Below are 17527 nucleotides of genomic sequence, written 5' to 3'. Positions count from 1 at the left end.
GAGAACCCTCTAAGGGATACCCTTATCCGCATTATGAGACGATTATTACTTCTTTCAGCTCTGCTCTTCGTTTCCCTGCAGTGGTCCGCGTTTTCTTCGGCTAAAGACCCGGAACAGGTGCTCTCCACCCGCCATTTCGACATCATCTATTCGCCGCCCTCCGAAGCGGCGGCCCTGCTTCTGGCCGAATACGCGGACGGCTTCGCAGACGAGATCTGTTCATTTCTGAACGCCCCGTTGAAGGACCGTATCCCCGTCTACCTTGACGCCCGCGTCGAAGACATAAACGGATACTATACCGGGCATCCCTACAGCAGGATATATCTCTACGACACCGTTCCCCTGGAAGGATCCCTCGCGGTATTTTCCGACTCCCTTCTCATGATTTTCTATCACGAACTCACCCACGCCGTGTCCCTGACCATGCGGACTCCGTTCTGGCAGCTCGCATCGGTCGTTTTCGGCGACATCGTTTCCGTGAACCAGTTTTTCACCATGCCCCTCTCCTTCATCGAAGGCGTCACCGTCTCCTTCGAGAGCGCGAAAGGCGAAGGCCGTCTCAACGACGACCGGATACAAGCCTATCTTGTCCATGAGCGGCTTTCCGGCCGTTTCCTGAGCTGGAAGGAAGCCTCGGGCGCCCGCGACGTCTATCCGGGAGCAAAAACCGCCTATATCTACGGCGGCGCATTTTCCGCATGGCTTCAGAAGGAATACGGGATGGAGCGGTACGCCCGGTTATGGAAGACAGGCTCAGGCCTCCACATCCTCCATCCGGGGCTTCGCGCGGTCTTTCGCGATGCCTACGGTGAAACCCTCGACAGCGCATGGACGCGTTTCTCCGAATCCTTCGCCCTGCCGGTTCTCTCTTCCCGCTCTCCTGAAACCGTTCCCGGAGGGGAGAAGGGAAGATTTTCCGTACTAACCTCCGGAAATACTGGAGTCGCCTGGTTCGATCCGGATTCGGGAGCGGTAACTCTGGCGCGGGACGGACAGAAACCGGACCGCCTTTTTCGCGCTTCCTCGGGCCTGCACCGCCTTTCCTTCTCCCCTGACGGCAATTTTCTTCTCGTTTCGGGCGTCTCCGCGCGCGGGCGGAAGATCGTCCAGGAAGTACGCGTCTACGACGTAGAAAACCGGCGGTTTACCGGCGAACGCTTCAGCGGCCTCCGCGACGCCGCCTTCGCCGGCGATTCTCGGCGCATCGTCGGCGTGCGAACCCGCTCCCAGGAATCGAGCCTCGTGCTTCTTTCCCGTTCCGGAGGAGAAGAGCGCACGCTGATGACCTCCGGCCTGTCCGAGCGTCCGGGGCTGGTGTTTTCTCCGTCATGGATGCCTTCCGGCTCGATCGCCTTCCTCGGCTGCGACGGCCCCAACCGCTGGATCGGCTCGGTAGATCCTGAAACCGGAGAAGTCTCGCTGTTGACCGGCGCGATTCCGCAGGTACGCGACCTTCAATCGCTTTCAATCAAAACCGGCGATTTCTTGAGCTTCGCCTGGACAGGACCACAGGGACTCATCCGCTGGGGCTTTTACGATATGAATGCCGAAACCTTTCTTCTCCAAGAGGAGGATTATCCGGGCGTCCTGCATTCACCCGTTCTGGGCCCCTCGGGAGATTCGGTCGTATGGATAGCGGATTTCCCGGATTATCGCCGGCTCGACCGCGTCCCCCTGAATCCCGCCTCTTACGCCGAAGGTTTCCCTCCTACGGAGCAGATGGATGCCAAACCGGTTAACCGCGCCCGGAACCCCGTCGAAGGCGCTTCCCTCGGCGCAATAGAAGCGAAGCCCTACCGTGGCTGGAAATGGTTCGGCGACGGCTTTTTCTATCCCCTCTTTTCCAGCCAGCCCCTCGGAGCGGGAAACGGGGAGTGGACCGGAGGCTTCGCCTGGATAACGTCAGATCCCGGAGAATTCGCGACCCTCTCCTTCAGTCCCGTATTTCATGTCGATCCTCGATTTCTGGAATACTCCCTCTCCTCAGCCTTCGCCTTCGACTCGTGCACGGTATCGGCTGCCGTCTCGGATCGCCTGCTTCCCGCCGTCTCCGTCTTCGATCCCTACCGCGAGCTTCTTTTTTCAACCGGTATTTCCCGAACCTTTACTGCATGGAATTACGGAACGTCCCTGAGTTCTTCGTTGAACGCAGGCGTGCGCGGTTTCGCCGGAGGCATCGTCGGCGCAGACCCGTATTCCGCAGAATTTTCAACGTTTTCGGCCTTCCTCTCCGGAGAGCTTGAATTCTCCGATGTGAAAACAACGGCTTTGCAGGGCTTTCCCCTCTTTAGAAACACGAGCACCGGTTGGCTCTCCGCCGTTTCCGGCGATCTGATTCTCCCCCTTCCGGGCGAAACTCCGGTTCCGGCTCTTCACGGCCTCCTCCGCATGTTTGCGCCTGTTCTTCCCGTAGAAATTTCTCTTTCGGCTTCTGCCGCTCGGGGGCTTGTTTTCGCTCCCGACGGAACCTGGGTTAATGCGGACCGCGCACGTGAATACTCTGCCGGAACAAAGCGCTATATCCCCCTCTTCCCCGAGTACAAGAACGCCTATGAAGCGGCCCGGGCTACCGATACCGCATTCGGTGCGGTAGGAACGCTTAAGGTTCTTTCTCTCGAGATACAAGAGGGAGTCCCCCTGCTTCCCGTGTATTTCAACCGCTTCCTCATGGAAGCCGGGTATAAGGGAGCCCTGTTCGGCTTCGGCGGCGACCCCCTGTGGCTCGACTCCGTATACGGTTCGGCCTCTTTGCACGGAACTCCGATAATCGGCATCCTTTCAAGAACCGTGTTCGGCGCGGAGTTCCAATACACGGTGCCTCTCCGGGGCGGTTCCCGTTATTGGTCCGTAGGCGCCGTGTTCAACTCTGACTTGTGATTCGAGCGCCCGATTCAAGAACTTATTGCGGGCGGCCGTAAATAATACTTGTGCGCTTGGATGCAGACGGATATAATTGTCGAGATTGAGGGCGCAAGCTTTCGCTGGAGGGAGGAAAAGTGGCTGGTCGAGGTACGATAGGACGCGTGTTTGTTCTTCTCATATTGATTCTCGTCCTGGCGACCGGGGGCATCCTGTGGTTCGATTATCTGGGAATCCTCCAGTCCCGGCATATCTTCGCCCCCGTCTATTCGCTGTTCGGCCTGAATCCGAGAACCGGCGTGTCCACGCTTCCGGTGGACGACGGAGACCTCGACGCCGACCGCATCGCCAAACGCCTGCAGGCGATCGAACTGCGCTCGCAGGAGCTCGACCTCCGGGAAGAGGGACTCGTCCGAAAGGAAAACGAACTTTTGCAAGTCTCCCAGGAGCTCGACGACAGGCTCTCGTCCGTAGAAGAGCGGGAGCGCACCTTTAACGAAACCATCAGGCAAAAGGAAGAACGCGAAGCGAATATCGATCAGATAGCCCGCTATGTCAACGGAATGCCTCCCAAAAACGCGGTTGAAAATCTTCTGGCGATGGACGATCAGGATATCATCGATATTCTGAGAACGGTTGAATCGATCGCCGCCGCCGAGGGTAAAACTTCCTCCGTCGCTTACTGGTTCTCCCTTATGCCCGCGTCCCGCGCGGCGGAAATTCAGCGTAAAATGGCCAACAAGCCGCTCTCTCTTCCCTGATTAAATTCATCCCCGCAAAAAAAAACAGTCAATAGACCTCTCATCCCTGGCGACAATTGAAGAGCAGGCATGCGGAAAATGAGTCCGTATACCGCTTTGTCCGGGAACCTGAGGCACGGTAACAGTTCCGGTCAAGCATTCTCCGCATCGTTTATTCATGATGCACATGCCCGTGCGAAGGATTGTACGTGATACAGACGCTTGACCTTCAACTTCCCGTAGCCGCGGATAAAATCGCCGAATCGACGAGGAAGGGATTAGAGGGAAAGACAGGCGCGGAATCTGTACGAAAGGGATCTTCATTCCTCGCGCTCATCGAAAAGATGATCGCCGGTTCCATGGAAGGGGCCTACGCCGAAAGAGGAGCAGAGGACAGCATGTCTGTCCCGGAGAACGCAGCGTCCGGTTTGAAGAAAGGCTCGAAGGGAAAAACCTCGAAGCTCGTTTCTTTCAATCCGCAGACAAAGGACGCGCCGAAGGGAGAACGGTCTCTCAATCGGAACGAAATTGATAGCGCGTCTCCCGATGAAGCGCTATCGAATCTCAAGAAAAACGGAAAAAAGGCATCCCCGCTTCGGGAAGAAGTGTCTGCGCGTACGGCCCTCGAAGCCGAACTTCCGCTCGAAAAACCGGAGCGCGAAGATGAAGGCGCCCGTGTAGACGGAATTGCGCACAGAATCGATATCGCTCTCAAGCCGGAAATCAAACGAAATACTCATACGAACGCGGACGAAGCAGAGTCCGGCGCCGCCGGCGAACGACTGTCGATAGAAGCAGATTCTCTTTCGCTTCATGCGCGGGCAGAAACCTCCGGAACTGAAATCTCCGGAACCGCAACAAAGAAAGAGTCCAAGGCTCGCATCGGTTTGCGCGATGAACGCAGAATAGAAGGCGATTCGCCGTTGCGAACGTCAGAAACGTCTTCGACCGCCGCGGAAACGCCTGCTCAAGAATCCTCGATAGACATGTCCATCGGTTTCCGCGCCGACGCTTCGGTAAAAAGCGACCGGGGCGAAGGAATGTATTCCCGCGGTCCTGCCGAAGGCGGACAGAACTCGTTCACCCGCATGCTGTCGTCCGAGATTTCGGCTCAATCCTCCGAATTCGTCAAAGCCGGACAGATAATACTCCGAGACAACAATTCCGGCGTAATCAGGCTTACCCTGCATCCGGAAAGCCTCGGCAGCGTCCAGATTCGTCTGGACCTGTCGGACCGGAAAATAAACGGAAAAATCATTGTTTCCTCCCAGGAGGCCTGGGACGCCTTCAGCGATAACCTGACCGGGCTCTCTGAAGCCTTTACCGAAGGCGGATTCGAAAGCGCCGGCTTCGATCTTTCCTGGTCCGGAGAGGGCTCTTCCTACGGAAAGCAGGCAGAAGCCGAAGCGGCGAAAATTTCGCCTTTTTACGCATCGTCGATTCCTTCTGTAATGTCGGACGGTTCATCTGCCGATACTCGAATCAGCGGAATCACCGGACGTTCGTTGTCCGGGATAAACGTGTTTGCGTAAGAGCAAACGCTTTATAAAGGGGTAGTATGGACATCGGATCAATGTTAACCGGAAGTTCGCTCAATACGGCCATGTCATCGAAAGACCATGCCGTGACGCAGCTTCAGGTGGACACATTCAACAAGACGCTTGCGGTCAACGGAAGGACAGCCAAGACGGAACTCGGCAAGGATGATTTTCTCCAGCTCCTCATCGCACAGTTGTCCCACCAGGATCCTACTGCGCCGATGGAGGATACTCAGTTCATCGCGCAGATGGCCCAATTCACGAGCCTTGAGCAAATGACGAACATGAGTTCAGGCTTTACGCGTTTGACTTCTCTTCTTACGGGATCCGAAGCCGCGAGCGCCGTCGGCCGCAACGTCGACATCGAAATCGACGATTCGAAAGTTTCAGGCCAGATTACCGCGGCAACCCGCGGAGACTATCCGCAAGTCCAGGTTAACGGTTCCTGGTACGACTGGTCTGCAGTCAAGACCGTATATGCACAAAACGGGGGTACTTCATTATGATGAGATCGCTTTATTCCGGCGTTTCCGGAATGCAAAACCACCAGACCAGAATGGATGTTCTGGGAAACAATATCGCCAACGTCAATACAACCGGCTTCAAGCGGGGCCGCGTCAATTTCCAGGATCTGCTTTCTCAGCAGATGTCCGGAGCGGCACGTCCCACTGACGAACTCGGCGGCGTCAACCCCAAGGAAGTCGGGCTCGGCATGAACGTCGCGAGCATCGACACCATCCACACCCAGGGCTCGCTGCAAACCACCGGCATACAAACCGACATCGCGATCCAGGGGAACGGCTTTTTTGTCATGAAATCCGGAGAAAAAACCTATTTTACCCGCGCCGGCACCTTCGGAGTCGACAGCGAGGGAACCCTCGTCAATCCCGCCAACGGAATGAGGGTTCAGGGCTGGCAGGCTCAGGACGTCGACGGGCAGTTCATTCTGAACACTTCAGCCCAGACCGAAGACCTCTCCATTCCGGTTGGACAGAAGATTTCCGCCCGCGCGACTACAAGCGTCAACTACGCGTGCAATCTAGATAAACGCCTTCCCGAGATTCCGGAAGGGGCTTCCCGCGCCGACGTCATTAATTCAACCTGGGCGACCAGCTTCAAGATCTACGACGATTTTGGCGAAGAGCACCAGCTTGAGGTGTCCTTTACTCGCGTACCCGGTACCCAGAATCAGTGGCAGGCAACCGCCCTTGTCGATCCGCAGAACGCCGACGCCACCGCTACGCGGGTCGGCGTAGGCACTACCGACGGAACGGCCAATACCTTCATCGTCAATTTCGACAACTTCGGCAAGCTGGCCGGAATCCAGGATTCAGCCGGCAACGCGTCCGCCGCGGCGGGGCAGGTAGTCATCCAGGCTTCCTTCAATGTAACCGGAGCTAATGCCGACGAAACGGGAGCTCCCCGCAGACAAACCTTCAACATCAATCTTGGCGAAATCGGCTCGACGGTGAATACGGTCACCCAGTTCGCCGAGCGGAGTTCCACTAAGGCCTACGAGCAGGACGGCTACACGATGGGGTATCTTGAAAACTTCAAGATCGATCAGTCGGGAACCATCACCGGCGTGTACTCGAACGGAGCTAACCGCACGCTCGGCCAGATCGCGCTGGCAGGATTCGCGAACCAGGGCGGACTCGAAAAGGCGGGAGAGAACACCTACATGCAGTCTAACAACTCCGGCGTCGCGAATGTCAGCGTATCCGGAGTGGCGGGGAAGGGGAAGCTCATCGCCGGAGCCCTTGAAATGAGCAACGTCGATCTGACGGAGCAGTTTACCGATCTGATCGTCACCCAGCGCGGTTTCCAGGCTAGTTCGAAGACTATTCAAACCTCGGACACGCTTTTGGATACCGTGTTGAATCTGAAACGCTAATAGGATATAGTTGCGCGGGTGGATAGGCTGTTTAAAACGCAGATTCATCCGCCCGCGCATTGTTTTTCGAGAGGTCTTATGATATCTGTAACGCAATTGAACGGAAAACAGTACTGGATTAATCCCCATCAAATCGAATTGATTGAAGCGAATCCGGATGTTACTCTGGTAATGCTTTCCGGCAAACATCTCGTGGTGCGTGAAAAACCCGAACAGGTCATAGACAGCATCGTAGAATACAGGCGCCGGATCGGCGCGTTTAAAAATGAGGAGTAGATATCAATGGATATAGCGTCATTTATCGGTATATTCGGCGGACTCGGCGTTGTTGCGTTCGGCGCGTTTTCCGGAGGTTCTCTCGGCGGCCTCATCGATATCCCTTCTCTGTTCATCACGGGCGGAGGATCATTCCTCTGCCTCTTCACAACCTATCCTCTGTCGTATGTTCTCGGCATTTTCAACGTTATGGGCCGGGTCTTCAAAACCTTCGATTTCGGCGAAAAAGCCCTGGTTCAAAAACTCGTGTCCTTCTCCGAGAAAGCGCGCCGCGAAGGCATTCTCGCTCTGGAAGAGGAAATCCAGGATCTCGACGACGAGTTCATGCGCGCCGGCCTCCGCCTGGTTGTCGACGGAACGGACGGCGAGGTCATCCGCACGCTCATGGAGAACGAGCTTAACCAGATGGAAGGCCGACACATGGTCTGGATTACACTCGTCAACGCATGGGCGACCCTCGCTCCTGGTTTCGGAATGCTTGGAACTGTTATCGGCCTTATCGGTATGCTTTCGAACCTCGAGGACAAGAGTTCTCTCGGTCCGAACATGGCCGTCTCTCTCGTTACTACCCTCTACGGTTCGATGATGCAGAACTGGCTCTTCGTACCGATTTCCGGAAAGCTCGGCTATCAGAATTCTATGGAAGTGAAGTCGAGAGAGATGGTCATTGAGGGCGTTCTCTCAATCCAGGCCGGAGACAATCCCCGCATCCTCGCGCAGAAGATGCTCACCTATCTGACGCCGAAAGACCGCAAAGCGATCGAATCAGATGTTATGAAAGATTAAGGGAGACGGTAATGGCAAAAAAGAAGCGGGAGGCGCAGGCGGCGGGTTCCGGTTGGCTTAATACCTACGCCGATATGGTTACCCTCATGATGGCCTTTTTCGTCATGTTGTACGACCCTTCCGAAGTAGATATCACCCAGCTCGCCACGATGACCGCTTCCGTCAGCAACGATTTGACCGGAGGCGGGCAGTCCCTTGCCGCTGGCCGGCTTTCCGATCTCGGAAACACGATAAACACGCTTCCTTCCATGGAAAAAGGCAAATCTCTCGGACTCGCGGTGAAGCGGGCTGTCAGCCTTTTCGCCCCGGATATAAAGACGAACAAGATTTCGGTGACCAGCGACGAGCGGGGCCTGGTCATAACACTCGCGGCCGATTCGTTTTTCAAAGTTGCGAGCGCAGAATTAAACATTGAAGAAACCCGCGATACCCTGTTGCGGATCAGCCAGCTCCTGTCGGACCCGGCAATCGCGGGGCAGCGCTTCAGGATCGAAGGACACACCGATTCCGGAGATACGGATCCCGCTCTCTGGCCCAGCAATTGGGAGCTTTCGACCGCTCGAGCGGTGAACGTGCTTCATTATCTGACCGATTTCGGAGCCGAAGAAGCCCGCTTCTCGGTCGCGGGATACGCGGATACGCGGCCGTACTATTCGAACGACACCCCCGAAGGCAGGGCGTACAATCGCCGCGTAGATATAATTATTCTGGACGCGGGTCATTTTTGATGGTAATATAGATAGCAAAAAAGGAAATGCACTATGAGTGATCAGGACGACATCAATCTGGAAGGCGGAGACGCCGGAGCAGGCGAAGGAAAAAAATCGGGCGGAGGAATGCTGCCCCAGCTCCTGAAATGGGTGGCGATCGTATTGGGCGCCCTTATTTTCATCATAACGGTCGTCGTAGTCACCGTTAACATCATGGGCGGCTCGGGCAAGAATCAAACTTCAATTCCCGTTTCTGAAGAATATACCGGCTTGCGCGAAGTGCTCCAGTGGTATCAGGCTGTGGGCACCATTCAAACGCGCACGACCGATTCCATCCCCGCTTCCGTAGTCATGGACGTCGCGTTCGGCTATACTTTCGACGATAAGGTCACTCCCGCAGAGCTTTCTTCCCGTCTTGTAGAAATCAAGGACTTTCTCCGTTCGTTCATCCAGAGAAAAACAGCTGCGGAACTGAAGAACGAAGAAAAAATCAAGATCGAGATCAGAAATTACATTAACGACAACATCCTTTCTAAATCGAAAATAAAGGATGTACGGTTCACCAAATACGAGATTGTGGAGCAATAAAGAAAGATGACAGAAGTTCTTTCGCAGGACGAGATAGACCAGCTCCTCACCGCGATCAGCGCGGGCGATACCGAAACGGAGGATTTCCGTCCGGTTAACGACACGCGCAAAATCAAGATTTACGACTTCAAGCGTCCGGACAAATTTTCGAAAGAACAGATTCGAACCGTATCCATCATGCATGAAACCTTCGCCCGTCTGACGACTACAGCCCTCTCCGCCCAGCTGCGGAGCATGGCCCATGTCCACGTCGCCTCGGTAGACCAGCTGACGTACGAAGAATTTATCCGTTCGATCCCGACCCCTACGACTCTAGCCGTCATCAATATGGATCCGCTCAAGGGTAACGCCATCCTCGAGATCGATCCTTCGGTTACCTTTTCCATCATCGATCGCCTGTTCGGCGGCACGGGAAAGGGCACCAAGGTCCAGCGGGATCTGACGGACATCGAACAATCGGTAATGGAAGGCATCATCGTGCGCATCCTTGCCAATATGCGCGAAGCGTGGACCCAGGTAATCGACCTCCGTCCCCGGCTCGGGCAGATTGAAACCAATCCCCAGTTCGCCCAGATCGTTCCGCCTTCGGAAATGGTCGTCCTCGTCACCCTTGAAACCAAGGTTGGCGAAGAAGAGGGCATGATGAACTTTTGCATTCCTTACATAACCATCGAACCGATCATCTCGAAGCTCTCGAGCCAGTTCTGGTTTTCTTCGGTACGCAGAAGCTCGACCACCCAGTACATGGGCGTTCTAAAAGAAAAACTGTCTTCAGTCGATATGGACGTCGTGGCCGAGATCGGCACGATCAACCTGCCTGTTCGCGACGTGCTCAACCTTCGGGTCGGAGACATCGTGCGTCTTTCTAACGTGCGGGTCGGCGATCCGTTCACCCTGAGCGTCGGAAGCAAGAAAAAATTTCTCTGTCAGGCCGGCGTTATCGGAAAAAAGGTTGCTGTTCAGGTGCTGAAGAAACTGGCCGATATTGATCAGGAAGATTTCGAAGAACTATCTGTAGAAGGAGATGATACCTATGAGTGACGGATCCATATCCCAGGACGAGATTGATGCCCTGTTAGCCGGCGTCGATATGGGCGGAATGGGTGCTTCCTCCTCCGCTCCTTCGGCTCAGCTGAATGAAAGCCAGAAAACAGCCCTTCAAAGCTATGTAGGAGATAATATTCCCGGCCTGTCCTCGAATCTTGCTTCTATGACCGGAAAGGATGCTTCCTGCGGCCAGACCACTATTGAAGTATTGAAACGCGACGGGTTCCTCCGGAAGATTCCTGAAATGGTCGTAGCGAGCATGATCGATTATTCATCGGGCCTGCAGGGCGATCATGTCTTTATTCTGCCCCAGGAGTTCGCACAGAAAATCGTCAGCCTTGTCAATAATGAGCCGAACGCCGAGCTCGACGAGATGTCCCTGTCGGTTATCAGCGAGACGATTTCTCAGTTCGTCGGAATTCAGCTCACCGCCCTTGATAAAAACGGCTTGAAAGGCGTATCGAATGCGCCGGCAGAATCCCTGAACGTGCCGAAAGCCATGGTTCGTTTTCCGCAACAGGATTTCGCAGTTGTTACATATCCGGTCAACCTCGACGGCACGGCCTTCTCATTTTGGGAAATCATGCCCTTGCAGACCGCTATCGATATTTCAAACGCCTTCGGCGCCTCGCAGGGCGACGGCGCTGGTTTCGGCCAGGATCAAATGGGTATGAACGGAATGGGCCAGGGCATGGGTCAGATGCCGAATATGGGCATGGGCCAGATGCCGAACATGGGCATGGGTCAGATGCCGAACATGGGCATGGGCCAGATGCAAGGCATGGGCATGGGTCAGATGCAAGGCATGGGCATGGGTCAGATGCCGAACATGGGCATGGGCCAGATGCAGGGCATGGGCCAGGTTATGGGAATGAATCCCAATGTACAGGCTGTCCAATATCCTTCGTTGCAAATGAGTCCTATGGGCACGGAGCAGGGGAATATCGGTCTCATCATGGACGTGTACATGGAGATGACCGTAGAACTCGGCCGCACCCGGAAGGTCATCAAGGAAATTCTCGGCATGGGCGAAGGAACGATTATCGAACTTGACAAGCTCGCCGGAGAGCCCGTCGACATTTTAGTCAATCATAAACCGATCGCAAAAGGCGAAGTCGTCGTTATCGATGAAAACTTCGGCGTCCGCGTTACGGAGATTTTGTCGCCGATAGAGCGGGTTTCGGAAATGTAACTCGCATACGGGTGGGGGGACTTCATGAATGCTATTTTCTCTAAGAGAGCTCTCGCTTGCGGCGCTCTCTTGTTTTATTTTACGCTCGGTGCGCACGCCCAAGCCGCTCAGGGCGGGCAAGATGCCGTTCAGTCCGAATCTTCGATAGTTCTTGAACAGGAAGCGACCGATTCGCCGGCCGCGTATCAGTCTTCGAATAACGGAGCGGGCGCCCTTGTACGGGTAGTGCTCGTTCTGCTGCTCGTATGCGCCGGACTCTGGGGCATAATGAATCTTTTAAAGAAATCGACACGCTTCAACGCAGCAGACGATCCCTACCTCAAGGTTCTGGCGTCTCTTCCTTTATCAGCTACGCAGTCGGTCCGCGTCGTGTCGGTCGGAGATAGGGCTTTTTTAATTGGCCTCGCCGATCATTCCTGCACTCTTTTGACGGAAATAACCGACCGCGAGCTTATCGATTCCATGCTGCTGGAATCCTCACGGACCGGAGGGGCCGCGGCCGCCGCGGGGTTTTCGTCTTTGATCGCAAAATTTCTTCCTTTGTCCCAGTTTACCGGCGAAAAAAAGAATACCCAAACCGAGCGGCCCGCGAAAGACGACTACCTTTCCGACTCGGCAGCCGATACTGCGGATTTTCTCAGGCGACAGCGGGAACGGCTCCGGAATTCGGGCGAAGGAGACCAGCAATGAAAGGACGCCCGGCTTCCTTCGGCGTAGTCTGTCTCCTGCTTTTCGCTCTGACGGCGATTCCCCTGGAAGCTCAGACCGCCGATTCCTTTCCCTCGGGAGCCGCCCAGGGAAGAACCTCGATAAACGGTTCCCGGCCTGCGGCGAATATTCCTTTCATTAATCTTGACATACGCCAGCCTCAATCGAATCAGGAAGTAGCTTTTTCCATACAATTGCTGCTTCTTTTGACGATTTTATCGATCGCACCGAGCCTTCTCATACTTACGACCAGCTTTCTCAGAATTTCCATCGTTCTCGATTTCATTAAAAGAGCTCTGTCACTTCAACAGGTTCCGCCGACCCAGGTGCTCAACGGAATCGCCCTCTTTTTAAGCCTGTTCATCATGTGGCCTACCTTCACCCAGATATACGACAGTTCTTTTAAACCACTCGCGGACGGACAGATCGGAATCGAAGAGGCGTACACGCAAGCCGAGGGGCCTATACGCATGTTCATGTACCGGCAGATGTCCGCCGATACGTCGAACATCGCTCTTTTTATGTCGATGGCGAAGCTCGACAAGCCGCAAACGCTTGCGGACGTGCCGACGCGCGTGCTTATTCCCGCTTTTATCCTGCATGAGCTCACCGTAGCTTTTAAGATCGGCATTCTGCTGTATATACCGTTCATCATCGTTGATATGGTCGTTGCGAGCATCCTCATGTCGATGGGCATGATCATGCTTCCTCCTGTACAGATTTCAATGCCCTTCAAGCTCATTCTGTTTATTCTGGTCGACGGCTGGGGCCTGTTGACGCAGCAATTGTTCAATTCCTTTCTGTAATAAACCGGGAGGTTCCGTCGTATGACCTTAGGTACAGTCGTAGCCATTATGCGTGGCGGCATTTTTGAAATTCTCGTTCTATCCGCGCCTATTCTCATGTCTGCCCTGGTCGTCGGCCTGATCGTCGCTATTTTTCAGGCGACCACGTCTATTCAGGAACAAACGCTCACCTTTGTGCCAAAGATCATGACCATTCTCGGCGTTCTGGCGCTTTTAGCCGGGTGGATGTTCGCTTCTCTGAGAGACTATACTTTCGGACTGTTCGCCCTCATACCTCAAATGGTGCGGTAAATTCGTATGAGTCCTTTCGAGAGTCTGCTGGTTCGAGCTCCTTTGTTTTTTTTGGTTGCGGCTCGAATTTTCGGCATGATGCTTTCAACTCCCATGCTGTCAATACAGTCGGTGCCCAGAATCGCAAAAGTCGCGCTGGCAGGTTCCGTCGCCGTATTGGTTCTTCCCCAAGCCTATCCCGCCGGATGGGACGTGGAACCCTTCTCCCTGCATTTCGCCCTTCTCGTCGTTGGGGAGGGGCTTCTGGGCATCATTACCGGTTTTTTCGTGAGCGTTCTGTTCGCCACATTCAGTTCGGCCGGCCAATTCTTTTCCTATCAGATGGGTTTCGGAGCTTCTGAAGTATACGACGCGCTTGCCCAGATCGAAAATCCCTTGCTCGGACAATATCTTAATCTCATCGCCATGCTTGTATTTCTTCAAATAGACGGATTTCAGACCCTCTTTCTGGGAGGCATTCTGCGGAGTTTTCAAACTCTCAATTGCTTTTCCCTGATGGACAACCAGGGCGTCTTTTTGACTTTTTTCCTGAGCGGTTTAACCTCTTTGTTTTCAAACGCCATGATAATAGCTCTTCCGATCGTCGGAACGCTTTTTTTGATACACGTCTCGATGGGCCTCCTCTCCAAAGCGGCGCCCCAGATGAACCTTCTTTCGGAAGGATTCCCCATAACGATTCTGGTCACCTTTTTCCTTTTGATGGTCTCTCTTCCGTTGATGATAAATCTCTTTGTTCAAATAATGGGCCAGGGCTTCCTGTCACTGGAAGACTTGCTTGCGCGCGCAGGACTTCCTTTATGACGGCCTCAACCCCTGTTCATCCTCGCCTTTTCGTCCCCGCTTCTTCCGGCTCCCTCCTGTCCGAGGAGCGCATTGAAATATCCGCTGTTCTCGAGCTGATGGACCTTCAATGGTTCGCAGCCGAGGACGAGGGAAGAACCGAAGATCCTACCGATTACAAGATCAGAAAAGCGAGGGAGGAGGGCCGGGTCGCAAAAAGCCAGGAACTCAACGGTGCCCTCGTTCTCCTTCTGCCGGCCATATCGCTGATCCTGTTCGCGCCGTGGATGCTCAACACCTTCGTCGAATTGATCCGCTTTTATTTTTCGCGAAGCGCCTCTACCGAGTTGAACGATCCCGCCCTCGTCGGAGCTTTTTTTCATTACTTCATCCGCCTCGTCCTGCCGGTGACTCTGACGGCCCTTGTTTCCGGAGTCGCCTCCAACGTTTTGCAGAACGGCGGTTTTATTTTCAGCGTGAAAAGCATCACTCCGAAGCTTTCCAAGATCTCGCCCAATTTCGCCCGTTTTTTTTCGAAGGCCCTGTTTTCCGCGGAGGGCTTGTTCAATCTCGCGAAATCCCTGATCAAGGTCGCCATCATCGTTCTGGTAGCCTGGTCGAGCATCCGCGGCGAAATCCCCAAGCTCGTGACGATGCTGGAAGCAGGTTTCTGGTCGTCCATCGTATTTATCGCCGATATGGCTTCGCGGCTGCTGCTTACAGCCGGGTTTCTCTTTCTCGCCATCTCTATTCCGGACTACATCTTCCAGCGCCGCCAGTTCATGGAATCGCTGAAAATGACGAAGCAGGAAATAAAGGAAGAATACAAGCAGATGGAGGGAGACCCGCTGGTGAAAAGCCGGCTGCGCCAGCGCATGCGCGAACTGTTAAGCCAGAACATGGCTGTCAACGTTCCGAAAGCCGACGTGATCATAACCAACCCGACCCACTACGCAGTCGCCATGCAATGGGACCGTTCCACCATGCGCGCTCCCATGCTCACCGCAAAGGGCGCCGACCAGCTCGCCCTGCGCATCAGGGAAATCGCCCGTGAACATGAAGTCCCCATCGTGGAGAACCGTCCTCTGGCCCGCGCTCTCTATGCGGAAGTCGAAATCGGTGATATGATTCCAGATGAATATTATCAGGCTTTAGCGGTAATTCTCGCCAAGGTCTACGCCCTGAACAGTAAAAAATCTCAAATCGTCAGGGAACTTTAACGGTTGTATAGATGGCTGAAAACGGAGTCTTGGGAAATAGAAGCGATCTCATAGTAGCTGTCAGCGCGGTGCTCATCGTGCTGATGCTCATCATTCCGCTTCCTACCGTTCTTCTCGATCTGTTGATGGCTTTGAATCTGGTCCTCAATCTGGTCATCCTTCTGATCGTCCTGTATACCAGGAAGGCAACCGATTTTTCCGTGTTTCCGACCCTGCTTCTCGTCTCGACCGTATTCGGCCTGGGTTTGAACGTTTCCTCCACGCGCCTGATTCTTTCCCAGGGCATGAAATTCAACGGACGGATGGTTCGGGCCTTCAGCACCTTCGTCATAGGATCCAGCGGAACCGAAGGCATCGTCATCGGCTTCGTCATTTTCATCATCATAATCGCCGTGCAGGCCTTCGTCATCACCAAGGGAGCTACCCGCGTCGCCGAAGTCGCCGCCCGTTTTACGCTGGACGCCATGCCAACCAAGAACATGGCAATCGAAGCGGAGTACAACTCCGGCGCCATCACAGAAGACGAAGCCCGAAGCAGAAAAAAAGACGTTCAGCGAGAAGCGGACTTCTACGGAGCAATGGACGGAGCGAGCAAGTTCGTGTCCGGAAACGTAAAGATCGGCATCTTCATTACGGTGATGAACATCATCGCCGGTTTGATCTTCGGCATGATTTTCCGCGGAGAACCGTTCGGCAAGGCCATCGGAACCTATGCTTCGCTGACCATCGGCGACGGCCTTCTCTCCCAGCTTCCTGCCCTGTTCGTGTCGGTTGCGACCGGCCTCATCGTAACGCGCTCCGTTTCCGACGATTCGTTCGGCACAGACGTTAAAAAACAGTTTTCCCGAGATGCCCGTGTATATTATATCGCCGCGGCGACTCTCGCCGTTCTCGCGCTGCTTCCCGGCTTCCCCTGGTATGTGCTCATACCTTTGGCGGGAGCCTTCGTGTATTTCGGCTGGAAGCTCGGCCAGGCCGAATCGGCCAGTTTCAAGGCGAAGCTCGATACGGCTGAAAAAAAGGAAAAGGAAAAAACGGGAGAAGCGCCGGCCGATATAAGCCCCGTAGTTCCCCTCGACCCTCTTTCCCTCGAATTGGGCTACGGCCTTATTCCCCTGGTCGACAAGGATAAGGGCGCCGAACTCCTGGAGCGCGTCACCCGCATCAGGCGGGAATCCGCTCTCGATCTCGGCCTCGTCGTTCCCAGAATCCGCATCATCGACAACATGCGCCTGGAACCGAGCGAGTACTGCTTTAAAATCAAGGGCGTGGAAGTCGCTCACGGCCGGATACGCATGGGCTGGTATCTCGGAATCAATCCCGGCGGAGTTACCGAAGAGCTCCCGGGCGAAAAAACGGTAGACCCGACCTTCGGCCTTCCCGCGATCTGGATCGCGGAGGAAAACAGGGAGCGGGCCGAGCGCGCGGGCTACACCGTTGTGGATCCTCCCTCCATAATCGCTACGCATTTAACCGAGATTATAAAGCGCCATGCTTCCGAAATACTCGGCAGACAGGAAGTCCAGTCCATCGTCGATGCGATCCGCAAGGATTATTCAGCCGTCGTCGACGAAGTCATGAAAATCTGTTCGCTCGGAGAGATTCAAAAGGTTTTGCAGTATCTCTTACGCGAACAGGTATCGATCAGAAACATGGTCGTCATTCTCGAAACCCTTGCTGATTACCGTCCTATAACGAAGGATACTACCGTACTTGCAGAAAAGGTCAGGCAATCTCTTTCACGCCAGATCTGCCTTCAGTATGCCGACGACAGCCATACCCTCCATGTTCTTACGGTGGAGCCGTCCCTGACGCAAAAGATAGTGGATGCGCGCATTGATACCGTAAACGGTCCGATAGCCGCTCTTGAGCCGGTGATTCAAAGAGGCTGGATCCGCTCTCTGTCACGTTCTGTCGCAGCCGTCCAACAGGCGGGGTATCTGCCCATCATCCTCTGCCCCGAGGAAGCGAGAATTCTGATCAAGAGCTCGACCGAGCGCGAAATCCCCGATCTAGTGGTACTGTCCGTGCCTGAAATAGCGAATGAAATAAAAGTAGAGTCTCTCGGCGAGATTAAATTGGAAGAATAGAT

Annotated in this window: 17 protein-coding genes; all 17 read left to right on the top strand. The window is 54.5% G+C overall.

Annotated features, from left to right (window positions below; all coding sequences use genetic code 11):
• The first annotated feature begins 33 nt into the window (after positions 1 to 33).
• Positions 34 to 2877, top strand: coding sequence for a TolB family protein (locus tag K7J14_RS08890; RefSeq protein ID WP_230755415.1), 2844 nt, complete (start codon positions 34 to 36; stop codon positions 2875 to 2877).
• A 119-nt stretch (positions 2878 to 2996) separates the two neighbouring features.
• On the top strand, positions 2997 to 3620 hold the full coding sequence (locus K7J14_RS08885; RefSeq protein WP_230755413.1) for a periplasmic-type flagellar collar protein FlbB: 624 nt from the start codon (positions 2997 to 2999) through the stop codon (positions 3618 to 3620).
• A 188-nt stretch (positions 3621 to 3808) separates the two neighbouring features.
• Complete coding sequence (locus K7J14_RS16225; protein WP_230755411.1) at positions 3809 to 5131, top strand: flagellar hook-length control protein FliK; 1323 nt, start codon at positions 3809 to 3811, stop codon at positions 5129 to 5131.
• Between the two features lie 26 nt (positions 5132 to 5157).
• A complete protein-coding gene (gene flgD / locus K7J14_RS08875; protein WP_230755409.1) occupies positions 5158 to 5643 on the top strand; it encodes a flagellar hook assembly protein FlgD in 486 nt (161 codons plus the stop codon).
• The gene (gene flgE, locus K7J14_RS08870; RefSeq protein ID WP_230755407.1) at positions 5640 to 7031 is read left to right on the top strand and encodes a flagellar hook protein FlgE; all 1392 of its coding nucleotides are present in this window, start codon (positions 5640 to 5642) and stop codon (positions 7029 to 7031) included. The genes flgD and flgE overlap by 4 nt, the downstream gene beginning before the upstream one ends.
• Before the next feature lie 78 nt (positions 7032 to 7109).
• Positions 7110 to 7307, top strand: a complete 198-nt coding sequence (locus tag K7J14_RS08865; protein WP_230755405.1) for a flagellar FlbD family protein — start codon at positions 7110 to 7112, stop codon at positions 7305 to 7307.
• Between the two features lie 6 nt (positions 7308 to 7313).
• Positions 7314 to 8093 (top strand): motility protein A, encoded by a 780-nt coding sequence (locus K7J14_RS08860; RefSeq protein WP_230755403.1) that lies wholly within the window; start codon positions 7314 to 7316, stop codon positions 8091 to 8093.
• A gap of 11 nt (positions 8094 to 8104) precedes the next feature.
• A complete protein-coding gene (gene motB, locus K7J14_RS08855) occupies positions 8105 to 8821 on the top strand; it encodes a flagellar motor protein MotB (protein WP_230755401.1) in 717 nt (238 codons plus the stop codon).
• Positions 8822 to 8854: 33 nt separating this feature from the next.
• Entirely contained in the window at positions 8855 to 9391 is a 537-nt protein-coding gene (locus K7J14_RS08850; RefSeq protein WP_230755399.1) for a flagellar basal body-associated FliL family protein, read from the top strand.
• 6 nt (positions 9392 to 9397) lie between these two features.
• Positions 9398 to 10432, top strand: a complete 1035-nt coding sequence (gene fliM / locus K7J14_RS08845) for a flagellar motor switch protein FliM (protein WP_230755397.1) — start codon at positions 9398 to 9400, stop codon at positions 10430 to 10432.
• Positions 10425 to 11630 carry a flagellar motor switch protein FliN gene (gene fliN / locus K7J14_RS08840; RefSeq protein ID WP_230755394.1) on the top strand — a complete coding sequence of 402 codons (1206 nt, stop codon included), beginning with the start codon at positions 10425 to 10427 and terminating at the stop codon, positions 11628 to 11630. The genes fliM and fliN overlap by 8 nt, the downstream gene beginning before the upstream one ends.
• Before the next feature lie 24 nt (positions 11631 to 11654).
• On the top strand, positions 11655 to 12320 hold the full coding sequence (gene fliO / locus K7J14_RS08835) for a flagellar biosynthetic protein FliO (protein ID WP_230755392.1): 666 nt from the start codon (positions 11655 to 11657) through the stop codon (positions 12318 to 12320).
• Positions 12317 to 13144 carry a flagellar type III secretion system pore protein FliP gene (fliP, locus tag K7J14_RS08830; protein WP_230755390.1) on the top strand — a complete coding sequence of 276 codons (828 nt, stop codon included), beginning with the start codon at positions 12317 to 12319 and terminating at the stop codon, positions 13142 to 13144. The genes fliO and fliP overlap by 4 nt, the downstream gene beginning before the upstream one ends.
• A 21-nt stretch (positions 13145 to 13165) precedes the next feature.
• Positions 13166 to 13435, top strand: a complete 270-nt coding sequence (fliQ, locus tag K7J14_RS08825; protein ID WP_230755388.1) for a flagellar biosynthesis protein FliQ — start codon at positions 13166 to 13168, stop codon at positions 13433 to 13435.
• Positions 13436 to 13441: 6 nt separating this feature from the next.
• Positions 13442 to 14236, top strand: a complete 795-nt coding sequence (gene fliR, locus K7J14_RS08820; RefSeq protein ID WP_230755386.1) for a flagellar biosynthetic protein FliR — start codon at positions 13442 to 13444, stop codon at positions 14234 to 14236.
• Positions 14233 to 15435 carry a flagellar biosynthesis protein FlhB gene (gene flhB, locus K7J14_RS08815; RefSeq protein WP_408033983.1) on the top strand — a complete coding sequence of 401 codons (1203 nt, stop codon included), beginning with the start codon at positions 14233 to 14235 and terminating at the stop codon, positions 15433 to 15435. The genes fliR and flhB overlap by 4 nt, the downstream gene beginning before the upstream one ends.
• An 11-nt stretch (positions 15436 to 15446) precedes the next feature.
• Positions 15447 to 17525 (top strand): flagellar biosynthesis protein FlhA, encoded by a 2079-nt coding sequence (flhA, locus tag K7J14_RS08810; RefSeq protein WP_230755384.1) that lies wholly within the window; start codon positions 15447 to 15449, stop codon positions 17523 to 17525.
• Positions 17526 to 17527 lie beyond the last annotated feature (2 nt).

Source organism: Teretinema zuelzerae (assembly GCF_021021555.1).
Taxonomy (GTDB): Bacteria; Spirochaetota; Spirochaetia; order Treponematales; family Treponemataceae; genus Teretinema; species Teretinema zuelzerae.
This window is presented reverse-complemented; position numbering and strand designations above follow the sequence as displayed.